Annotated in this window: 20 protein-coding genes and 2 pseudogenes; 21 read left to right on the plus strand and 1 reads right to left on the minus strand. The window is 25.4% G+C overall.

The features are described 5' to 3' along the window. The 19 genes and pseudogenes from JWF52_RS17560 to JWF52_RS17650 all read left to right on the plus strand — a co-directional run. Positions 1–231: pseudogene (locus tag JWF52_RS17560) on the plus strand (hypothetical protein); the annotation flags it as partial. Between the two features lie 234 nt (positions 232–465). Further along, positions 466–1056, plus strand: coding sequence for a site-2 protease family protein (locus tag JWF52_RS17565; RefSeq protein WP_208334784.1), 591 nt, complete (start codon positions 466–468; stop codon positions 1054–1056). A 16-nt stretch (positions 1057–1072) separates the two neighbouring features. After that, a complete protein-coding gene (locus JWF52_RS17570) occupies positions 1073–1795 on the plus strand; it encodes a segregation and condensation protein A (protein WP_208334785.1) in 723 nt (240 codons plus the stop codon). A gap of 4 nt (positions 1796–1799) precedes the next feature. After that, positions 1800–2336 carry an SMC-Scp complex subunit ScpB gene (gene scpB, locus JWF52_RS17575; protein ID WP_208334786.1) on the plus strand — a complete coding sequence of 179 codons (537 nt, stop codon included), beginning with the start codon at positions 1800–1802 and terminating at the stop codon, positions 2334–2336. A gap of 185 nt (positions 2337–2521) precedes the next feature. Next, positions 2522–2911: a YbaN family protein gene (locus tag JWF52_RS17580; protein ID WP_208334787.1), complete on the plus strand. Its 390-nt coding sequence runs from the start codon at positions 2522–2524 to the stop codon at positions 2909–2911. A gap of 233 nt (positions 2912–3144) precedes the next feature. Then, positions 3145–3459 (plus strand): hypothetical protein, encoded by a 315-nt coding sequence (locus tag JWF52_RS17585; RefSeq protein ID WP_208334788.1) that lies wholly within the window; start codon positions 3145–3147, stop codon positions 3457–3459. Positions 3460–3471: 12 nt separating this feature from the next. Further along, positions 3472–5234, plus strand: a pseudogene (locus tag JWF52_RS17590) (ABC transporter ATP-binding protein/permease). A 13-nt stretch (positions 5235–5247) separates the two neighbouring features. Beyond that, positions 5248–6909, plus strand: coding sequence for an ABC transporter ATP-binding protein (locus tag JWF52_RS17595; protein ID WP_208334802.1), 1662 nt, complete (start codon positions 5248–5250; stop codon positions 6907–6909). Between the two features lie 124 nt (positions 6910–7033). After that, positions 7034–7333 carry a nitrous oxide-stimulated promoter family protein gene (locus JWF52_RS17600; RefSeq protein ID WP_208334789.1) on the plus strand — a complete coding sequence of 100 codons (300 nt, stop codon included), beginning with the start codon at positions 7034–7036 and terminating at the stop codon, positions 7331–7333. A gap of 323 nt (positions 7334–7656) precedes the next feature. Further along, complete coding sequence (locus tag JWF52_RS17605) at positions 7657–8352, plus strand: LytR/AlgR family response regulator transcription factor (protein ID WP_353654974.1); 696 nt, start codon at positions 7657–7659, stop codon at positions 8350–8352. Next, positions 8346–9311: an ATP-binding protein gene (locus tag JWF52_RS17610; protein ID WP_208334790.1), complete on the plus strand. Its 966-nt coding sequence runs from the start codon at positions 8346–8348 to the stop codon at positions 9309–9311. The genes JWF52_RS17605 and JWF52_RS17610 overlap by 7 nt, the downstream gene beginning before the upstream one ends. Before the next feature lie 35 nt (positions 9312–9346). Beyond that, positions 9347–9715: a GHKL domain-containing protein gene (locus JWF52_RS17615; protein ID WP_353654973.1), complete on the plus strand. Its 369-nt coding sequence runs from the start codon at positions 9347–9349 to the stop codon at positions 9713–9715. Positions 9716–9849: 134 nt separating this feature from the next. Then, positions 9850–10512 carry an ABC transporter ATP-binding protein gene (locus tag JWF52_RS17620; RefSeq protein ID WP_208334792.1) on the plus strand — a complete coding sequence of 221 codons (663 nt, stop codon included), beginning with the start codon at positions 9850–9852 and terminating at the stop codon, positions 10510–10512. 8 nt (positions 10513–10520) lie between these two features. Beyond that, positions 10521–13031 carry an ABC transporter permease gene (locus JWF52_RS17625; RefSeq protein ID WP_208334793.1) on the plus strand — a complete coding sequence of 837 codons (2511 nt, stop codon included), beginning with the start codon at positions 10521–10523 and terminating at the stop codon, positions 13029–13031. Positions 13032–13292: 261 nt separating this feature from the next. Continuing rightward, positions 13293–13922, plus strand: a complete 630-nt coding sequence (locus JWF52_RS17630; RefSeq protein WP_208334794.1) for a DUF2953 domain-containing protein — start codon at positions 13293–13295, stop codon at positions 13920–13922. Continuing rightward, positions 13876–14322 carry a spore germination protein GerW family protein gene (locus JWF52_RS17635; RefSeq protein WP_208334795.1) on the plus strand — a complete coding sequence of 149 codons (447 nt, stop codon included), beginning with the start codon at positions 13876–13878 and terminating at the stop codon, positions 14320–14322. The genes JWF52_RS17630 and JWF52_RS17635 overlap by 47 nt, the downstream gene beginning before the upstream one ends. A gap of 103 nt (positions 14323–14425) precedes the next feature. Then, a complete protein-coding gene (locus JWF52_RS17640; protein WP_208334796.1) occupies positions 14426–14596 on the plus strand; it encodes a hypothetical protein in 171 nt (56 codons plus the stop codon). A 210-nt stretch (positions 14597–14806) separates the two neighbouring features. Beyond that, positions 14807–15247, plus strand: a complete 441-nt coding sequence (locus JWF52_RS17645; RefSeq protein ID WP_208334797.1) for a MarR family winged helix-turn-helix transcriptional regulator — start codon at positions 14807–14809, stop codon at positions 15245–15247. A gap of 89 nt (positions 15248–15336) precedes the next feature. After that, positions 15337–16776 (plus strand): leucyl aminopeptidase, encoded by a 1440-nt coding sequence (locus JWF52_RS17650; RefSeq protein ID WP_208334798.1) that lies wholly within the window; start codon positions 15337–15339, stop codon positions 16774–16776. 116 nt (positions 16777–16892) lie between these two features. On the opposite strand, the gene JWF52_RS17655 is transcribed toward JWF52_RS17650, so the two are convergent. Continuing rightward, positions 16893–17561: a TMEM164 family acyltransferase gene (locus JWF52_RS17655; RefSeq protein ID WP_208334799.1), complete on the minus strand. Its 669-nt coding sequence runs from the start codon at positions 17559–17561 to the stop codon at positions 16893–16895. A gap of 214 nt (positions 17562–17775) precedes the next feature. On the opposite strand from JWF52_RS17655, the gene JWF52_RS17660 reads away from it, so the two are divergent. Continuing rightward, positions 17776–18729 (plus strand): 2Fe-2S iron-sulfur cluster-binding protein, encoded by a 954-nt coding sequence (locus tag JWF52_RS17660; RefSeq protein WP_208334800.1) that lies wholly within the window; start codon positions 17776–17778, stop codon positions 18727–18729. 19 nt (positions 18730–18748) lie between these two features. Next, positions 18749–19536: FAD-dependent oxidoreductase (locus JWF52_RS17665; protein WP_208334801.1), on the plus strand; the 788-nt coding region annotated here is incomplete at its 3' end.

Here is a 19536-nt window from a genome sequence, read left to right on the forward strand (position 1 = left end):
AAAGAAAGTTTAACAGCATTAATTAAAAAAGGAAGTAATAAGGATTTCACTAAAAAAATAAAAGTTTATGATAATCCTCAACTTCCAATTAAAAAAGGAACTACTTTAGGAAAATTAGAAATTTATAAAGATAAAAAACTTATAGGGCAAGTAGATTTAGTAAATACAAAGGATATAAATAAAGCAAGTTATCTACAAATGCTTCAAAGAGTTATAGACAATATGCTGTAAAGTAAAAGAAGTCGAAAGACTTCTTTTTTACATGTAACAAAACTATAATACATTATAGATAATTTATTAACTTAAGTAATATAAATGCATTAATAGTAAGTAAAAAAAGATTTTAAGCAACTAACAGAGTAGTTAGAGATAAGAGCAGAATGAATTTTATATATATAAAAACTTTGATTATACATTTGTAAATTGGTATAATAGTATTAAAATCGAAATTTAGGAGAGATAAATATGAATTCTTTAAGTAATATATTAGTGAGCTTAGTTGCAATAGTAATTGCAATAACTGTTCATGAATTTGGACATGCTTACTCAGCGCATTTATTAGGTGATGATACGGCTAAAATGCAGGGTAGAATGACCTTAGACCCAGCAAAACATTTAGATCCTATTGGAATTATAATGATGCTTATTTTTAAAATAGGTTGGGCAAGACCTGTTCCAGTAAACCCTAATAATTTTAAAAATTATAAGGTTGGAAATGTATTAGTTTCATTATCAGGTGCATTAGGAAACATATTAACTGCTATAGTTTGTATGATGTTAAATAAGGTTGTTCGTATGGAAGCAATTAATATGATATTAGGAATGACTATGTTGTATAATATAAGCTTTGCAGCTTTTAATTTACTTCCGATACCACCACTTGATGGATGGGGAGTAATATCATCATTTATACCATATAAGTACAATGAGTTTGTTTATAAATATGAAAGTATGAGTACTTTTTTATTTTTACTTTTAATAATTACAGATTTCCATTTAATAATTATGGGACCTATATATAATGTAATAGTAAAGATAGTATATTTATTTGCATAGGACTGAGGGAAACTAGATGAAGTATAATATACAGTTACAAGTTTATGAAGGGCCTCTGGATTTATTGTATGACTTAATATCTAAGCAAAAGATTGATATAAAAGATATATCAATAATAGAGATAACTAAGCAATATATACAATATTTATCAATGCTTGAAAAAATGGATTTAGAAATAACTAGTGAGTTTATAACAATGGCTTCTAAACTTTTAGAAATAAAGTCTAAATACTTATTGTATAAGCAAAAAGATGACGAAGAAATAGAAGATCCAAGATTAGAACTTGCTAGACAATTAGAAGAATATAAACAGTTCAAATTAGCAGCAGAAGATTTAAAAGAAAATGTTAGCTATGTAAACGAATTATTCTATAGAAAAAAAGAAGAGATAATCGTTGATGAAAGTGTAGACTTAAGTGATATATCAATAGAGGCTATAAAAAATATACTTCCATATATATTAAAGGTTAAAACAACAGAATCAGATGAAGTAAAAGATGAGAGACTAGATAAGATAGTAAAGGGAAGAATCATATCTGTTGAAGAAAAGATGAGTTACATAAGAAATATTATAAATGAAAAATCAGAAGTAAGGTTTACTAAAGTAATACAAGAGTGTGATAAAGATGAAGTTATAGCTACATTTTTATCAATACTTGAATTAATAAAAGCGAAAGAAATAATAGTAGCCCAAGATATATTCTTTGATGATATACTAATAAAGAAAAGCTCGGAGTGATAAAATGAGACGTGAAGATATAAAAAATATTATAGAATCAGTTATGTTTGCATACTCAGATCCTATAAGTGTAAAAGAACTAAACTATATAATAAATGAAGACTTAGCAAGTAAAGAAATAGAATTTATGCTTCATTCTCTTATGGAGGAATATAAGGAAAATAATAGAGGGATACAAATAATAAAATTAGAAAACAAGTACCAAATGTGCACAAATAAGGAGTATGCTTCTTTTATAAAAAAAGTACTTGAGCCAAAGAAAAAGAAGAGTTTAAGTCAGGCAACTCTTGAAACTCTTACTATAATTGCATATAAACAACCAATAACAAAGGTTGAAATAGAAGATATAAGAGGTGTTAAGTGTGATAAGGTACTGCAAACACTTCTGGAAAATGAATTAATAGTAGAAGCAGGTAGACTTAATAGAATAGGGAAGCCAATAATATATAAAACTACAAATGAATTTTTAAAATTATTAAGTATAGAAAAATTAGAAGACTTACCTCCAATTGAAAATTATAAAGATGCTGTAAGTGAATAAAAGTTAAAAGACTGCATTAGATTAAAAATCTAATGCAGTTTTTTTATATAAATACTTAACTTATGTAAAATGTTTTTAGTTAAAAATAATAATTATTTCCAATTAAAATGGAAATATTATTGAAAATAATTATCACTTGTGATAAATTATTAATATATTAAATTTAAAATTGTATGGAGGATAAAATGAATAAAATTAAAAAGTTCATATACGTAGTAGTTGGGCTAATATCATTTGTATTAGGAGCAGTAGGAGTTATAATACCAGTGCTTCCAACAACGCCATTTTTACTATTGGCATCATATTGTTTTGTAAAAGGTTCAGATAAATTTGATAGATGGTTTAAATCAACAAAGATTTATAAAAATCATTTAGAAAGTTTTGTTAAAGAAAAGGCTATGACTATGAAACAAAAGGTTTGTATATTATTATTTGCAGATATAATGTTAGCATTTCCTTTGATAATAATAGAGAGCTTACATATGAGAATATTTTTATTATTTTTAATAGCAGTTAAATTCTATTACTTTATGTTTAGAATAAAAACAATAAAAGAAGATAAAGCAGAGGTTTAATACAACTATTGAACTAAGATAAAAATTAATTGTAAAAATAAAACTTATAAAATAAGAACTAAAGTAGATAAATAAGGTTTAAATAGTGCAACTAAAAAATATTTATCAAAATACAATGAGAATGAAAGTCAATATATATAATAATATAAATTAATTTAATTAAGAGAATTAATTTATTGATGAATTCTTTAAATTTAGTAATTATAAATACAAAAGTAAAGCGGGAGAAAGTTATGTTACATAGGTTAGGATCAACATTATTTTTATTAGCAATAATAACTTATTTTTTTAAATACTTTAAATTTATAAATAAGAAATTAAGTTTAAAACTACATATTTTAACTGGAACATTAGGAGCGTTATTGATGATTATATATTCAGTTACTGACTATATAAAAGATAAAGAAATAACTATTTTACCAGTTGGAGTTATGGCAGGATTAATAATATTATCAGGGACTAATAAAGTAAGAAAGAAATATAAATGGCTACATTTAGTATCAGTGATATTATTTGCATTAAGTCTTATATATCACATAATTAATTAGGAGGAAGTGTAAATGGTAGACAAGAGGTTATTATCTATTTGTAAAGAACCAAAAAATATATATTTTTAACAGTTTTAATGAACTGGATATCTGTAATTTGTAATATAGGTATAATTTTATTTGTAGGAAATATAATCGATAAATTATATAAAAATGATTTAAGTTTTAGTATAGGTAGTTATGCAATACTTTTATCGATTTTAATGATAATAAGATTTATTTGTAATTATATGTCTGGTAAGTTTTCTCATAATTCATCAGGAAAAGTTAGAAATATATTAAGAGAAAAAATATATAAAAAACTATTAGAACTTGGAGTAGATTATAACAATGCACTATCAACATCATCAACTGTTCAAATAGCAGTAGATGGAGTTGAACAGTTAGAAGTATATTTCGGAAGGTTTTTACCTCAATTATTTTATGGATTATTGGGTCCACTTACATTATTTGTAGTAATGGCTAGTATAAGTTTAAAGGCTGCATTAGTACTTTTAGTATGTATACCATTAATACCAATATCAATAGCATCGGTTATGAAGTTTGCTAAAAAACTTTTAAGTAAGTATTGGGGCATATATACAAACTTAGGTGATTCATTCTTAGAAAATCTTCAAGGTCTTACAACTTTAAAGATATTTGATTTAGATGAAGAAAAAAATGAAGAAATGAACAAAGAAGCTGAAACATTTAGAAAAGTAACTATGAAGGTATTAACAATGCAGTTAAGTTCTATAACTATAATGGATTTAATAGCATTTGGAGGAGCAGCAGTAGGTATATTATTAGCTGTAAATGAATTATCAAAAGGTAATATAACTGTTGGAGGAGCTGTGATAATAATATTATTATCATCAGAATTCTTTATACCACTTAGACTTTTAGGATCATTTTTCCACATAGCTACTAATGGTATGGCAGCATCTGAAAAAATGTTTAAATTATTAGATACAAAAGTTAAAGAAGAGCCTAAATTATCTAATAAAGATAGTGAAAAACTAAAAGATATATCTATAAATCTAAAAAATGTAGATTTTAGTTATGATAAAGAAAGAAAAGTGCTTCAAAATATAAATATAGAAGTAAAAAATAAGTCTATGGTTGCTTTAGTTGGAGAAAGTGGATGTGGTAAAAGTACAATTACTAACTTACTTTTAAAGCTTAGAGAAGTAGACAAGGGAGAAGTAACTTTAAACGGAATAAATATAAATAATATACCATTTGAAGAATTAAGAAAAAAAGTAAGTTTTATAAGTCATAACTCTTATATATTTAATACTACAATAGCACAAAATTTAAAAATGGGTAAAAAGGATGCAACTGAAGAAGAGTTATATAATGCACTAAAAGTATCGAATTTATATGAGTTTGTAGTAGGATTAGAAGATAAACTTGACACTAGAGTTGGAGAAGGTGGATCACTTTTATCAGGTGGGCAAAAGCAAAGGTTAGCACTTGCTAGAATGATACTTACAAATCCGGAAGTGTACATATTTGATGAAGCTACTTCAAACGTTGATGTAGAAAGTGAAGATAGCATATTAAAGACTATATATGATATAGCAAAAGAAAAAACTGTAATAGTAATATCTCATAGACTTGCAAACGTAAAAAATGCAGATAAGATTTATGTATTAGATAAAGGTAAGGTAGTAGAAAGTGGAAATCATAATGAACTTATGAAAAATAACTCTACTTACTGTAAGTTATATACAAATCAAACAAACTTAGAAAGTATATATGAAGCAGAAATGGAGGTAGCTATAAGTGAATAAAGATCAAAAGAGAATGTCTGGAATAAAGATAATGGCAAGACTTATAAAAATACTAAAACCTCTAACTCCAATAATGATAATAACAATAACTTTTGGAGTTTTAGGATTTTTAGCAGCTACAGCAGTAACAACATTTGGTGCAATAGCAGTAGGAACTATACTTAAATTAGATATGGGATTTACTTTAGATATAACTATAAAGATTATAATAGGATGTGCAATACTAAGAGGTGGGCTAAGAGCCATAGAACAATATTCAGGTCATTATATAGCATTTAAAATATTAGCTATACTAAGAGACCAAGTATTTAAAGCATTAAGAAAATTAGCGCCATCAAAATTAGAAACAAAAGAAAAAGGTAATCTAATATCAGTTATAACTAGCGATATAGAATTATTAGAAGTATTTTATGCTCATACAATAGCACCTATAGCAATAGGAATATTAACTTCATCAATAACAGCAGGAGTATTATATAGTGTAAATCCTTATTTTGGGATAATAGCGTTAGTATTTTATTTAATAGTAGGTCTTTTAATACCAGTTATATCTTCTAAATATGCGAACCAATCAGGTCTTGAATATAGAAATGAGTTTGGAAATACAAATAGTTTTTTATTAGACTCTTTAAAAGGTATAAAAGAAGTATTACTATTTGGGGCTGGAAATGACAGATTAAAAACTATAAATGAAAATAGTGAAAAGTTAAATGAAAAATTAAAAGTTATAAAAGAGCATGAAGGTATAATAAGAGCTTTCACAGATATAACTATAATGATAGCTATAATTGTAACTTTATTTACAGGAGTGAAGTTATTTGAATCAGGCACAATAAACTTAGGTCAATTAATAGTGGCAGTAGTTCTTTTAGCTAGTTCATTTGGGCCAACTGTTGCTTTAAGTAATTTATCTAATAATTTAATGCATACTTTTGCTTGTGCACAAAGATTATTTAATGTATTAGATGAAGTTCCTGCTGTAAATGAAGTAGCTGGAAATGAAGATTTAAACATAGACTATGTAGATATAAGAGATATGGAATTTAAGTATAATGGAAGAGATGAGGTATTACTTAAAGATGTAAATCTTAATATTGAAAAAGGCGATAAAGTTGCTATTATTGGAGAAAGTGGATGTGGTAAGAGTACATTATTAAAATTAATAATGAGATTTTGGGATGTTGAAAAAGGTAGCATTGAAATATCTAATAAAGATATAAAGACTATACCAACAAAATCTTTAAGAAAATCACAGTCTTTAGTTAGTCAAGAAACATTCTTATTTAATGACACTATAGAAAATAACTTAAAAATAGGTAAAATAGATGCAACTTATGAAGAAGTAGTAGAAGCGGCTAAAAAAGCATCTATACATGAATTTATAGAAACACTTCCTAATGGATATAAGACTAATGTTGGAGAAATAGGGTCTAACTTATCATCAGGAGAAAAGCAAAGACTAGGAATAGCAAGGGCATTTTTACGTAATTCACAAGTACTTATATTAGATGAACCTACAAGTAACTTAGATACTTTAAATGAAGCTCAAATTTTAAAGAGCATTAAAAATGAATCTGAAGATAAAACAGTAATAATGGTATCTCATAGGAAATCAAGTACAGCAATTTGTGATAAGAAAGTTTATGTAAGAAATAATACACTTGAATTTAATTAATAAAAGGGCTAAATTTTAGCCCTTTTTTAATATGCTGATGTATTATTAGTTTATTTAAATAATTGATTAATTGTAATTTAAGCGAATAAACTTGAGGGTAGAAAAATTTAAATTGGAGGAAATCATGAGTAGAATAGAAAGAGAAAAAAAGACTATAGGTATTATGATAAATATATATTGTAGTAAAAATCATGGACGTAATAAGGGAGAACTTTGTAATGAATGTAGCGAGCTTTTAGAGTATGCTAATAAAAGATTAGATTTTTGTAAGTTTGGAGAAGAAAAAAAGTTTTGTAGTAAATGTAAAGTACATTGTTATAAAAAAGATATGAAGATAAAAATAAAGGATGTTATGAAATTCTCTGGACCAAGGTTATTATTTCATGAGCCAATAGAAGTTATTAAGCATATATTTGAAAAATAATATAGACATATACCTACTTATGTATTATTATAACTATAAAAATAACTACTCAAAGTAAATATCATAACGAAAAAATAGACTAGATTTTATCTGGTCTATTTTTTATTTGAAAAATAAATTAGTTATTATACATATATGAAATATTTAAATTATATAAGCTACTTATATAATTTAGAGGTTTATATACTAATACAAAGGTTTATGTTAAAATTTAAACTATAAATTTAATTAAAATACTTTAATAAGAGTGATATCTCATAAAAATATATTTATAATATTTATTGCAATAAGTTAAGGGGGAGATTATTATTTATAGAATTGTTATTTGTGAAGATGATGTTACTCAAAGAGAACTTTTAAGGAATTATATATCAAAAATTTTTAAAGAAATTTCTAATCAAGTAGAATTAATAGAATTTAGTTGCGGAGAAGATTTAATAAATACAAATCTAGATGGAATTGATATATTTTTTTTAGATATTCAAATGGATAACATAAGTGGAATGGATGTAGCTAAAGTAATTAGAGAAAAAAATGATATATCTGAAATAATATTTACAACTTCACTAATAGATTACATTCAAGATGGTTATGAGGTTAGAGCATACAGATATTTATTAAAACCTATAAATTATGAAGAATTAAACAAGCATATATTAAATTGTGTTTCTGATATTATAAAAAAGAGAGAAAACTTTATAATCATAGAAAATAAGGGGAGTATAACTAAGATCTCAATAAGCAGTATTACATATATAGAAGTTATGAAAAAAGAATTAACTATACATACAATAGATAAAACGTATTATACGAAAAATAGTATGGATAAAATTGAAAAAGAACTTGAAAAATATAATTTTTTTAGATGTCATAAAAGTTATTTAATTAATGTAAATCAAATTCAATACATATCTAAAAATACAGTCAGTATTAATGATGATGATATTCCAGTTAGTAAACATAGGATTATTAATTTAAAAACAAAGTTAACTCATACTTTAGGTGATGTGTTATGCTAGAGACTCATTTATTTTGGATAATTACAAATATATTATCTATAGTAATAGAATTATCTGTGTTGAAATTTATACTAGGCGAGTTTGGAGAGCTAAAAAAATCTAAATTAGTTTTAAACTTATACTTATTAATAGTTGCAACTATACTTGTAATAATAACTATAAAAGAGATTAATTCTAATTTTATTATGTTTATAGCTATTATAATGACATATATTTTATATATATTTAATTATAAAGTAAGCAAATTAAAAGGATTAGGAGTAAGTATTTTTTATTGGATTATAGTAAACTTATTTTATGCTTTAAGTTATGCATTAGTATTTATATTGTCTAGTAATATTGTTATAACAAGAAATTTAGAGTATTATGACTTACTTTATACTAGCTTAATAAAATTAGAGGTAGTCTTATTATCTAAACTATTATTATTATCAATAATACCTGTAAGTAAAGTTATTAATCTAAAATCAGAAATTAGAAGAAAAGATTATGTATATATATTCATTTCAATAATATCTAATGTTATATTTGTTTTAGTTGTCTTTGGACTTGTATATAAAGAGTCTTATGGATTAAGTTATTTTCCCTTAGACATGACTATTTTGATAGTATCTGCCGTCATATTATTATCTAATATATTTTCTATAAATTTAATCAATAGAGTTATAAAAGATAATAGATTAAGGCTAGAAAATAAAGTTATAAAAGAAAATATGGATAGACAATACGCATACTATTTAAACTTAAAGGAATCTCAACTAAGAGTAAAAAGTCTATATCATGATATGAAAAATCATATGATATGTATAGAAAATATCCATGGAAGTAGTGATTATATAAAAAATATGAATAAACAACTTGAACAATGTTATTTATCATTTAATACTGAAAATATGATACTTGATACTATTTTAAGTGATAAAAAATCTATATGTCATAAAAATAATATAGATTTTTAGTAGATATTAAATTTTCTCATTGTGACTTTATAGATATGCTAGATGTGTGTAGCATATTTTCAAATATGTTAGATAATGCGATAGAAGCATGTAATAAAATTAATAATACATATATAGAAAGAAAAATTAAACTTAGAGGTACTGTTGTAAATAAATTCTTTGTAATTAAATGTGAGAATACAAAAGTTAATAATATAAACTTTAAAAATAATAAATTTATAACGGATAAAAAGGATTTGTTTTTACATGGTATAGGTATAAGTAGTATAAAAAATTCAGTAGAAAAATACGATGGGAATGTTGAAATAGATGTATTTGAAAATAAATTTATAATGACTATTTATATACCTTTAATAAAAAATAGCCCAGTTGGGTACAAAACAAACCCAGTTGGAGCTATATAATTGAAAAAATAAATATAGGATGTTATCTTTTAAGTATTGAATGGATGAATTTAGTAAAATTATCTAACCAAGCGCTTGTTAGGATAGCATCCTTTTTTATTGTTTATTTTAGAATATAAATAGGAGAATATATTATGGCAATTTTAAAAATAAAAGACTTAACTAAGATATATGGAAAAGAAGAAACAGAAGTAAAAGCATTAAATAATATAAATTTAGAAATAAATAAAGGTGAATTTATTGTAATAGTAGGAAAAAGTGGAAGTGGCAAAAGTACATTGCTTCATATAATGGCAGGACTTGAAACAGCGACAAGTGGAGATGTGATTATAGATAATATAAATATTTCATCACTTAATGAAAAACAAAGATCGCTTTTGCGTAAGGAAAAAATAGGGTTAATATTTCAATCATATAATTTAATCCCAGTTTTAACAGTAGAAGAAAATATAAAACTACCAACTATAAATACAAATAATAAAGATGATAATTATGTTAATGAATTAATGGAACTACTTAGTATAAAAGATAGAAAAAACCACCTACCAAACCAATTATCAGGAGGTCAACAACAAAGAGTGGCAATAGGAAGAGCTCTTGTAAATAAACCATCAATTATATTTGCGGATGAACCTACTGGTAATCTGGATACAAAAACAGAAAGTGAGGTTTTAAATCTATTAAAAGAATCTCAGAAAAAATACAATCAAACGATAATAATGATAACTCACAATATGGATATTGCAAAATATGCAGATAAAATTATAAAAATTGAAGATGGATTTATAAGAGAGTAGGTGAAATTATGAAACTTAATGATATAGTAAAAAGATACATAATGGAAAATAAGAAAAATACATCATTGATAATTATAAGTATTATAATTTCAACTGCACTGTTTTTAGTAATGAATATAATAAGCGAAGATGCTAGAAACTTAATGATAGATCAAGCTAAAAAAGAATTAGGAATACACTATGCATCATATTATAATCCAACTAATAAAGATATAAAGAATATAGAAAATAATCCTAGTATAGATAAAATTGGAAAATCAATGTTATTAGGGCTTCATGATATAGGAAATGGACAAACGCTACAAATATTATGGGATGATAAAATTGCTCAAGAGGTAAGTAATAGCTATAAATTACAAAAAGGAAAATTTCCAACTAATGAAAATGAAATTGCAGTAGATACATGGTATATTGAGCAAAATAACATAAAAAATTCAATAGGTAAAACTATAAAATTAGATTATAGTAAACCAGATGAAAATGGACATGAGTCATATACTGGAGAAAAAGAGTTTAAAATTGTAGGAATTTTACAAAGTAATCCACTTTTAAAAGCTCAAGGAATGTCTCTTGGAGTTATAAGCAAAGAATGTACTATTAAAAATATACCTGATGATAATAAATATAACCAAGTTATGTTTACATTTAAGAAAGATAAAAACATACCAAAACAAGTTGAAAAACTTGTTGAAGATGAAAACTTAAATAAAAATAATATGAGATTAAATAATCCATTAATATTAGCTATGTCTGATAGCTTAAGTTTGAAAATACCATATATTATAATTAATATAATTCTTGCATTAGCTACTATATTATTGATATATAATATCTTCTATACATTGGTATCAAATAGAACAAAAGACTTTGGTACACTAAGGTCACTAGGATTTGATCCAAAAGATATTTCTAAGATAATGATTTTAGAAGTGTTTATATACTCTGTTATAAGCATTCCAATAGGATTAATTTTAGGTTACTTAATAGCTAATTCATCTAGGGAGTATGTTATAGGTGTAATATACGATGTTAGTTATGCAAATTCAATTAAAAGTAAAAGCTATATAAATACATATGTAATTACTATTTTATTAAGTGTTTTAACTATAATAATATCAGTATTCAAACCGCTAATACTATCAATTAAAATTGATCCTATTATTTGTATGAGAAGAAATCAAGAAAAAATTAATATAAATAAAAAATCACTTATAAATAAATTTATGACTAAATTTTTTAAAGACTATGGAAATATAGCATCAAAAAATCTTCAAAGAAATAAAAAACGTACTAGCTTAGCTATAGCATCAATGACGCTAGTAATTTTCTTAATGGCAACGGTATACACAAAGTCTACTAGTAATTTTTTAGATTCTGGTGGAATGAGGCTATGGATACCAGGAGAGTATTCGATTCAAAATATTGACCCATCATCTACAATACAAAATGAAAAAAGCTATGATATAAAGATATTAAAAGAGATAGAACATATAGATGGAGTTAAAAAAGTAAATGCATTGAGAGACAAGCATTTTAATATAAAAACTGATGATAATAATATAAATAAAAAATCAGAATACTGGAAAATGGAGAAGTTTAATCTTGAACAAAATGCTGAAATAAAAAATGGTGTAAAAGTATATAAAAATAATTTTGAAGTTTTAGGTATTGAAGATACCGAGGTATTAAATGATGTATTAATAGGAGGAAAAGAGAATTTAAGTAAATTGAATAAAGAACCATATATATATATAAATAATGCAACATGCGAGTCAATTAATATAAAAATGGGAGATAAAGTTAATGTAAACTTTGATACTGTAGATTCTAAAACAGGAAACTATAAAGAAACAATTTCTAAAGAGTTTATTGTTGGAGGTATTATCAAGCATTTACCAATATTTTCTCAAGGTGGAGGCACAAGCTTTGAAGCTGTTATATCAGTAAATCAAATGAATAAATTTACAGGTATTTCATCATATGAAAGATTTGATGTGTGGACTAGTAAGCTTGCCAATGAGAAACACGTTGAGAGAGAATTAAATAAAATAGTAGAAAAATCAGGCAAAGGTATCTTGATACCATATAAAAGTGAATCAGCTGAATTTGAAAAGAGTAATAATCAAAAAGCTATGATTATGATATTAGTGGTTGGAGTTATAACCATTTTATCATTATTTAACTGTTGTAACACTATAGTTACTAGTATAAATAGTAGAAGTAGAGAATTTGCATTATTTAGAGGAATAGGGATATCAAAAGATGAAATAAAGAAAATAGTTAAATTAGAGGCAATGGTGTACATTGCAGTTAGTTTTATTATATCAATAATACCTAGTTTAATAGTTAGAAGTATAATAATAAAAGACTTTGAAAATATTAAATTAATTAATTTTTCTTTTGTCATGGCTATTGTAATAATAGTAGCAATTTTATCAACTATAATTATTATAACTATATCAAGGGCGTTAAAAAAGGTCCAAACTAAAGATTTTATAGATCAAATAAAAAATCTATAGTAAATATAAGAAAATCATATATTAGCTTGAACGAAGGTTAAAGCTGTATCTACGGAAGATTCAGTAGGACTTTTATTTATGGACTTTGGAGCATCTAAAAATTTTGTATCTAGTATTAAAGAAGCATTAAAAAACCATATTGTAATAGACTAGGATATTATCCTAGTCTATTTTTTTATTTTTATACTTAATTATAAATATTAAAATAATAAGTTTTAAATAAAAAGTATAGATAATTATCTTTTAGAAAATAATAGGAATATGAGATATAATAGAATATTTGATTTAAATTTTTTAATAATATTATTTTTAATTGTAGGACTTATTATAATAACTTTAAGATCATCATTACACATAATACTTACATTTAAAATACACAATGAAGATATATGTGTCAAACTCAATATAAAATATCTATTCAATTTGATAAATATAGAGAGACAACTTTACCCATCTACTAAAAAAGAAAAGAGTAGTAGTTCTAATAAAAAGAAAGGGAAGAAAAAAAGAAAAGGAAAATTAATAAGTAGAGATTATCTAACTATCTATAGACTTTTTGCAAAAATAAGAATATATGAAATTTATTCAAAGGTTGAGTTTGGAAGTGAAATTATTAATTTTACCACATTTATATATGTATTAATAAATGCTATTTATGGAAATATAGCAAATATAATAGATGCTGAAAAAATGTATTTAGGAGTAAATCCTAACTTTACTAAAAACTATATAATAGCAGAAATAAAGATTCATGCAAAGCCAACTATTAGAGAATTAGTAGTTGTAGCAAGGGCTTGGTATAAAATTTATAAAAACAAAAAAGATAATAAGGAGGATAGTACAGATGAGAGCAACAGGTTCAATAAAAAGTCTTATGGAAACAACTCTTGAAACTATAAATGGTTCTATAGATGCAAATACTATAGTAGGTGACCCTATACAAACTGATACAACAGTAGTAGTTCCAATATCAAAAATTACAGTTGGTTTTGGTATAGGTGGAGGAGAATATTCAAAAGGCTATGACCAAAGTAATAAAGATAATGAAAAGATAGAAGATAAAAATGATACAAATTTTGCTGGAGGTAGTGCAGGTGCAATTTCTGTACAACCAGTGGCTTTTGTAGTAGTAGAAAATGGAGAAACAAGACTTATGAGTTTAGATAGTAATATAAACTTAGTTGATAATATACTTACAGTTACTCCAAGAGTTATTGAAAAAATTCAAAAGTTATCTAAAAATAATTCTGATGATAATAAGAATAAACAACCTAAGAAGCCTAAAATATAAAAAAACTGCCTATAAGTATTTATAGGTAGTTTTTTTATATTTTAGAAATTATTAATTTTATATTGTTTTTATTTAAGCAATCTATATTTTTTGAAGCTTACCAATGAAGTTAGTATTAAAAAATTTATTTTGGGTTACTTTAGGTAACATTATAGGGGCAGGTGTACTACTTGTACTTCGAATAAAATTTATGAGTATAAAAGAAGAAAAAAAGAATAAAATAGAAATATTAGTAGAAAATATCAATAAAAAAATATTATATTTTCTACTATAAAAGCTATGAAGTCAAAATTAAAAAAAATTATAATTTTATATATTTTTTAATTAATAATTTAGGACAAAATAATTAAAATGGATAATGTATCATTAATATAGTATAATTACATTAGACAATTATTAATTATACTTAAGTAGTACTTCTAAGTAGTACTCTTATACTGAATAAATTAATAATAGACGAGACTATAGAATGGGGGGAAATCCTATGAACAATAGAGAGATTTCTATTCTAATTATGGAAAGTATACAAGACTTTACTAATTTGATTAAAATTTTAAACCAAGAAAGACATAAGCTGGATGACATCTTAACAGATAAGCAGTTTCTTGCTCTAGGAAGCATGATGAACTATGATAAAATCGAGTTAAAAAATTTAAGTAGAGATCTTCATGTATCTACATCTAGTTTATGTATTTTAATGAATAAACTAGTTGATCAAGGGTATGTATATAGAGAAGAGGATACCAAAGATAGAAGAAATACTTTTTATGGATTAACAAAAGAAGGTCGTAATTTACTAGATATAGAAATAGAAAAGTTTTTATCTATTATAGACATAAGAATAGAAACTTTAGATGAAGAGGAAAAACGTAGATTATTTGCTGCAGTAAGAGAAGCAAACAGTATAATGAAAGATTTTCTTTAGATAAATTTCTTTAAACAATTAATGTAAGCTACCATTAACAGGTAGCTTTTTACATATAAATAAAGAGTATAAAAAATAGGAGGGGTTTTATGAATTTTAAAAATATTAACACAAACTTAGAAAGATTAAATGAAAACATAGTAGTAATAACTTCATTTTTAAATGAAAAAGTTGAAACTGGTTTTAATGAATTAAATTTAATAGTAAGTGACTTTAAGGGAAAATACAATAAAATAGAAACTGTAAAAGCTTTTGTTGAAGGCAAAATAATAAAAGTGTGTTTAGTTGGATTAGGGGAAATAGAAGAATTAGACAATGAAAAGATTAGAGTTGTAGGCGGTAATTTAGCTAAAAAATTAAAATCTATGATAAAAGATGAAGCTATTAATGTAGATGTATTAAGTGGTGATTTATGTGAAGAAGGAGCTTATGCATTAGTAGAAGGTATAATCCTTGGAGATTATGAATTTAAAAAATATAAAACTAATCATAAAGCAAAAGTAATTGATACTATAAATATTTATACAAAAGAAGATGTATCTAAGGCTATAGAAAAAGGAGAATTATTAGCTAAAGCTACTATAGTAGCTAGAGATTTAGTTAATGAACCTGCAAATGTAATATATCCAGAAACTTTAGCGAGTGAAGCTATTAAATTAGGAAATGAATATGGATTTGAAGTTGAAGTTTATGAAGAAGAAAAAATAAAAGCATTAGGTATGGAAGCATTTTTATCAGTAGCTAAAGGCTCAGAAAAGAAACCTAGATTTATAGTTATGAGATATATACCAAATAAAGAAGATAAAGAAATATTAGGATTAGTAGGTAAAGGATTAACATTTGATACAGGCGGATATTCTATAAAACCAACAAGTTCTATGGTAAATATGAAAACTGATATGGGTGGAGCAGCAAGTGTTATAGGTGCGATGTGTGCGATAGCTAAGGATAAGATAGACAAAAATGTTGTAGCAGTTGTAGCAGCTTGCGAAAATGCTATATCAGGTAAAGCTTATAAGCCAGGAGACATAATAAACTCTATGGGTAAAAAGACTATAGAAGTATTAAACACAGATGCAGAAGGAAGACTTACATTAGCAGATGCAGTTTATTATATTGTAAATAATGAAAAAGTTACAAGTATATTAGATATAGCAACTTTAACAGGAGCAGCTATAGTAGCATTAGGAACTGTTGCTAGTGGAGTTATAACAAACAATGATGATTTTTATAATGAATTAGAAAAAGCAAGTAAATTATCAGGAGAAAAAATCTGGAGACTTCCTGTATTTGATGAGTATAAAAGCTTAATAAAAGGTAGTGAAGCAGACTTAAAAAATAGTGCTGGAAGAGAAGGTGGATGCATAACAGCAGGATTGTTTGTAGGAGAGTTTGTAGGAAATACTCCATGGTTACATGTAGATATAGCAGGAACAAGCGAAAGCGCTAAATCATTAGGATATAAATCTAAAGGAGCAACAGGAGAAGGGGTAAGAACTCTTTATTACTTAGCTAACATAAAAAAATAGATTTAGAATCGTTCCAAGGTATGTTATAATTTAATTAGCCTAAGATTTTTATTTTCTTCTTACATTCAAAATTGAAAATAAAAACAATCAGCTCGCCATCATCAGCGAGCTTTTTTTTATTTCCTTTTTTTCAAATTATATATTTTATTATCATTATCAAATATAAGTGATGGTATATAAACAATAGTTGTAACCAAGATAAAGATTAAAATACTTAATATATTAAAATTTGAAAAACTATAAGAATAATGAGATTCAGTAACAGTATTTAAAATAAATATAAATGAAAAATAAGCCACACACATCATTAAATTTTCTTTTATAGCAGTATTACTTACCTTAAACTTTCTAACTTCCATTAAATAAACATTAGCATAAATAAGTATGAACTTAGCGAATATATCTAAATAATATAAAATATTAGGGAATCTATACCCTAAATCAGGGAAAAATATCAACTCTCCAACAGCACAAACTATGCTCCAAGAGAAGAATATATTGAATAATTGGTACTGCTTAAAAAATAAAATAGCTATACAAATATATGCACAAAATCTACTGAGCCCAATTGGTAAAGATGTAAAAACATCATAATCTCCCATAGAAACAATAGAGACCTGCTCAAATACTATTTCTAAAATTATTAAACCGCAAATTATTTTTTCAACAATATAACTATGAGGTAATAAATTTCTAGTGAGTCTTGGAGAAAAATATAAAAATATAGCAAAAATTAAAAGTACAATTAAATGTTCCTTTGAAAAAAAGAAGGTATTCTCAACCATAAAATTCGCTCCTATTAACAAGTATTTATATAGATTATATTCACAACAACCCAAATAGGTATATAAGTTCTTTATATATTAAAGTATATTTTTTATAAAAATAAAATAGAAGTAGTAAATAAAATTACTAGTGTAACAAATTATCCTTAAAATAATAAATTAATAGTATACAGTTTAAGACAATTATAAATATCATTTTAAGGAAGTGGATAAGTTGAAAAAAGCCAATAATCAAATATGCGCTGATGCAGGTGGGAAATACTGTCCATGTCATCTTGCCTATTCAGGAGATTGTATAAAATGTAGTTTGATACAAGGGTGCAGAACTTGCGACTGTAAGTGGCAAGGGGTATGTATCTATAATCAATTACAACACAGTAAAAACGTATCTGTCAATGAAAGAAAAGAAGTACTATGTCAAATCATTGAAACTAAAGAGGTAGAAAACAATACTTTTGGGATTAAAATACAAGTGCCAAAATATTTAACAAATGATTTGTGTAGTCCAGGTGCATATGTATTGCTAAAAAGTAAGGACAAGGATAACCAAATATTTAATACACCTATCTCAGTTATGGATGTAGATTTAGAAAGGGGTATATTAGAAGTTGTTATTAAGCCAGTAGGAATAAAAACAAAATCTATTATAAGTTTTGATGAAGTATGGGTAAAAGCACCATATTTTAATGGGATTTTTGGGATAAAAGAGATAAAAACTAATTCACATGCAAATTGTGTAGTAGTTTTAAATGGACTATCACAGGTTAACTCTATTAACGTAATAAAAAGATTATTAAGAAACCACAATAAAGTAGAAGTATTTATTAACAATAAGGCTAGTGTATTAGATGTAGTCATAGATAAAATAATAAATCTAGGAGTCAATATACAAAGTATAGACTTATATGAAGATAAAGACTTTTTAATCGATTATATCAGAAGAAATAATTCAGAGTTTGTTTATAGTGGAGGATCAGCTAAATTTAGTAAATATATTATGGAGCTTGTAGATAGTATTGATGAAAATATTAAGCTAGCTATCTCAAATAATAATCTAATATGCTGTGGAGAAGGCATTTGTGGTGCATGTACTATAAATGTAAATGGAGAGAGAGTAAAAACGTGTAAAGCACAAGTTGATAGTAGAGAATACTTAAAAACTATCTAATTTATTAGGGGGGAATAAAATGGCTAAAGTAGTTGTTATAGGAGGCGGATGGGCAGGGTGTGCAGCTGCCATATCTGCTAAAAAAGCCGGAGCTGATGTTATTATACTAGAAAGAACAGATTTATTATTAGGTCTTGGTAATGTTGGTGGAATAATGAGAAATAATGGGAGATTTACAGCAGCAGAAGAAGCTATAGCGCTAGGAGCAACAGAGCTGTTTGAACTTACAGATAAGTATGCAACACATACTAATATAGATTTCCCAGGTCATAAACACGCAACTATATATAATGTAACTCAAATAGAAAAACCAATAAGACAAAGAATTTTAGATATGGGAATAGAAATAAAATTCTTTGCTAGAGTAGTAGATGCATATATGGAAGACAAAAAATTAAAAACTATAGTACTTGAAAGTGGAGAAAAAATTGATGCGGATGCTTTTGTAGAAACAACAGGTTCTTCAGGTCCTATGGGCAATTGTGAAAAATACGGTAACGGATGTGCTATGTGTGTATTAAGATGTCCATCTTTTGGTGGAAGAGTTAGTATAACTAGTAGATGTGGTGTTGAAGATATGATAGGTAGAAGGAATAATGGAGACTATGGTGCATTTAGTGGCTCTATGAAATTATTAAAAGAATCTTTAAGTGACGAAATTCAAAATGAATTAAATGAAAAAGGTTGTGCAGTAATTCCACTTCCACCAGAGTTAAAAAATGAAGAGAAGCTTGATATAAAGGTATGTCAGCAATATGCATTACCTGCTTTTGCTGATAATATAGTATTAATTGATACAGGTCATGC

Origin of the sequence: Clostridium sp. CCUG 7971, from assembly GCF_017590215.1 — a bacterium.
Lineage (GTDB): Bacteria > Bacillota > Clostridia > Peptostreptococcales > Peptostreptococcaceae > Faecalimicrobium.

Coding starts and splice junctions, on each gene's coding strand:
- JWF52_RS17565 (WP_208334784.1), top strand. CDS start 466: ATGAATTCTTTAAGTAATATATTAGTGAGCTTAGTTGCAATAGTAATT.
- JWF52_RS17570 (WP_208334785.1), top strand. CDS start 1,073: ATGAAGTATAATATACAGTTACAAGTTTATGAAGGGCCTCTGGATTTA.
- scpB (WP_208334786.1), top strand. CDS start 1,800: ATGAGACGTGAAGATATAAAAAATATTATAGAATCAGTTATGTTTGCA.
- JWF52_RS17580 (WP_208334787.1), top strand. CDS start 2,522: ATGAATAAAATTAAAAAGTTCATATACGTAGTAGTTGGGCTAATATCA.
- JWF52_RS17585 (WP_208334788.1), top strand. CDS start 3,145: ATGTTACATAGGTTAGGATCAACATTATTTTTATTAGCAATAATAACT.
- JWF52_RS17595 (WP_208334802.1), top strand. CDS start 5,248: ATGTCTGGAATAAAGATAATGGCAAGACTTATAAAAATACTAAAACCT.
- JWF52_RS17600 (WP_208334789.1), top strand. CDS start 7,034: ATGAGTAGAATAGAAAGAGAAAAAAAGACTATAGGTATTATGATAAAT.
- JWF52_RS17610 (WP_208334790.1), top strand. CDS start 8,346: ATGCTAGAGACTCATTTATTTTGGATAATTACAAATATATTATCTATA.
- JWF52_RS17615 (WP_353654973.1), top strand. CDS start 9,347: ATGCTAGATGTGTGTAGCATATTTTCAAATATGTTAGATAATGCGATA.
- JWF52_RS17620 (WP_208334792.1), top strand. CDS start 9,850: ATGGCAATTTTAAAAATAAAAGACTTAACTAAGATATATGGAAAAGAA.
- JWF52_RS17625 (WP_208334793.1), top strand. CDS start 10,521: ATGAAACTTAATGATATAGTAAAAAGATACATAATGGAAAATAAGAAA.
- JWF52_RS17630 (WP_208334794.1), top strand. CDS start 13,293: ATGAGATATAATAGAATATTTGATTTAAATTTTTTAATAATATTATTT.
- JWF52_RS17635 (WP_208334795.1), top strand. CDS start 13,876: ATGAGAGCAACAGGTTCAATAAAAAGTCTTATGGAAACAACTCTTGAA.
- JWF52_RS17640 (WP_208334796.1), top strand. CDS start 14,426: ATGAAGTTAGTATTAAAAAATTTATTTTGGGTTACTTTAGGTAACATT.
- JWF52_RS17645 (WP_208334797.1), top strand. CDS start 14,807: ATGAACAATAGAGAGATTTCTATTCTAATTATGGAAAGTATACAAGAC.
- JWF52_RS17650 (WP_208334798.1), top strand. CDS start 15,337: ATGAATTTTAAAAATATTAACACAAACTTAGAAAGATTAAATGAAAAC.
- JWF52_RS17655 (WP_208334799.1), bottom strand. CDS start 17,561: ATGGTTGAGAATACCTTCTTTTTTTCAAAGGAACATTTAATTGTACTT.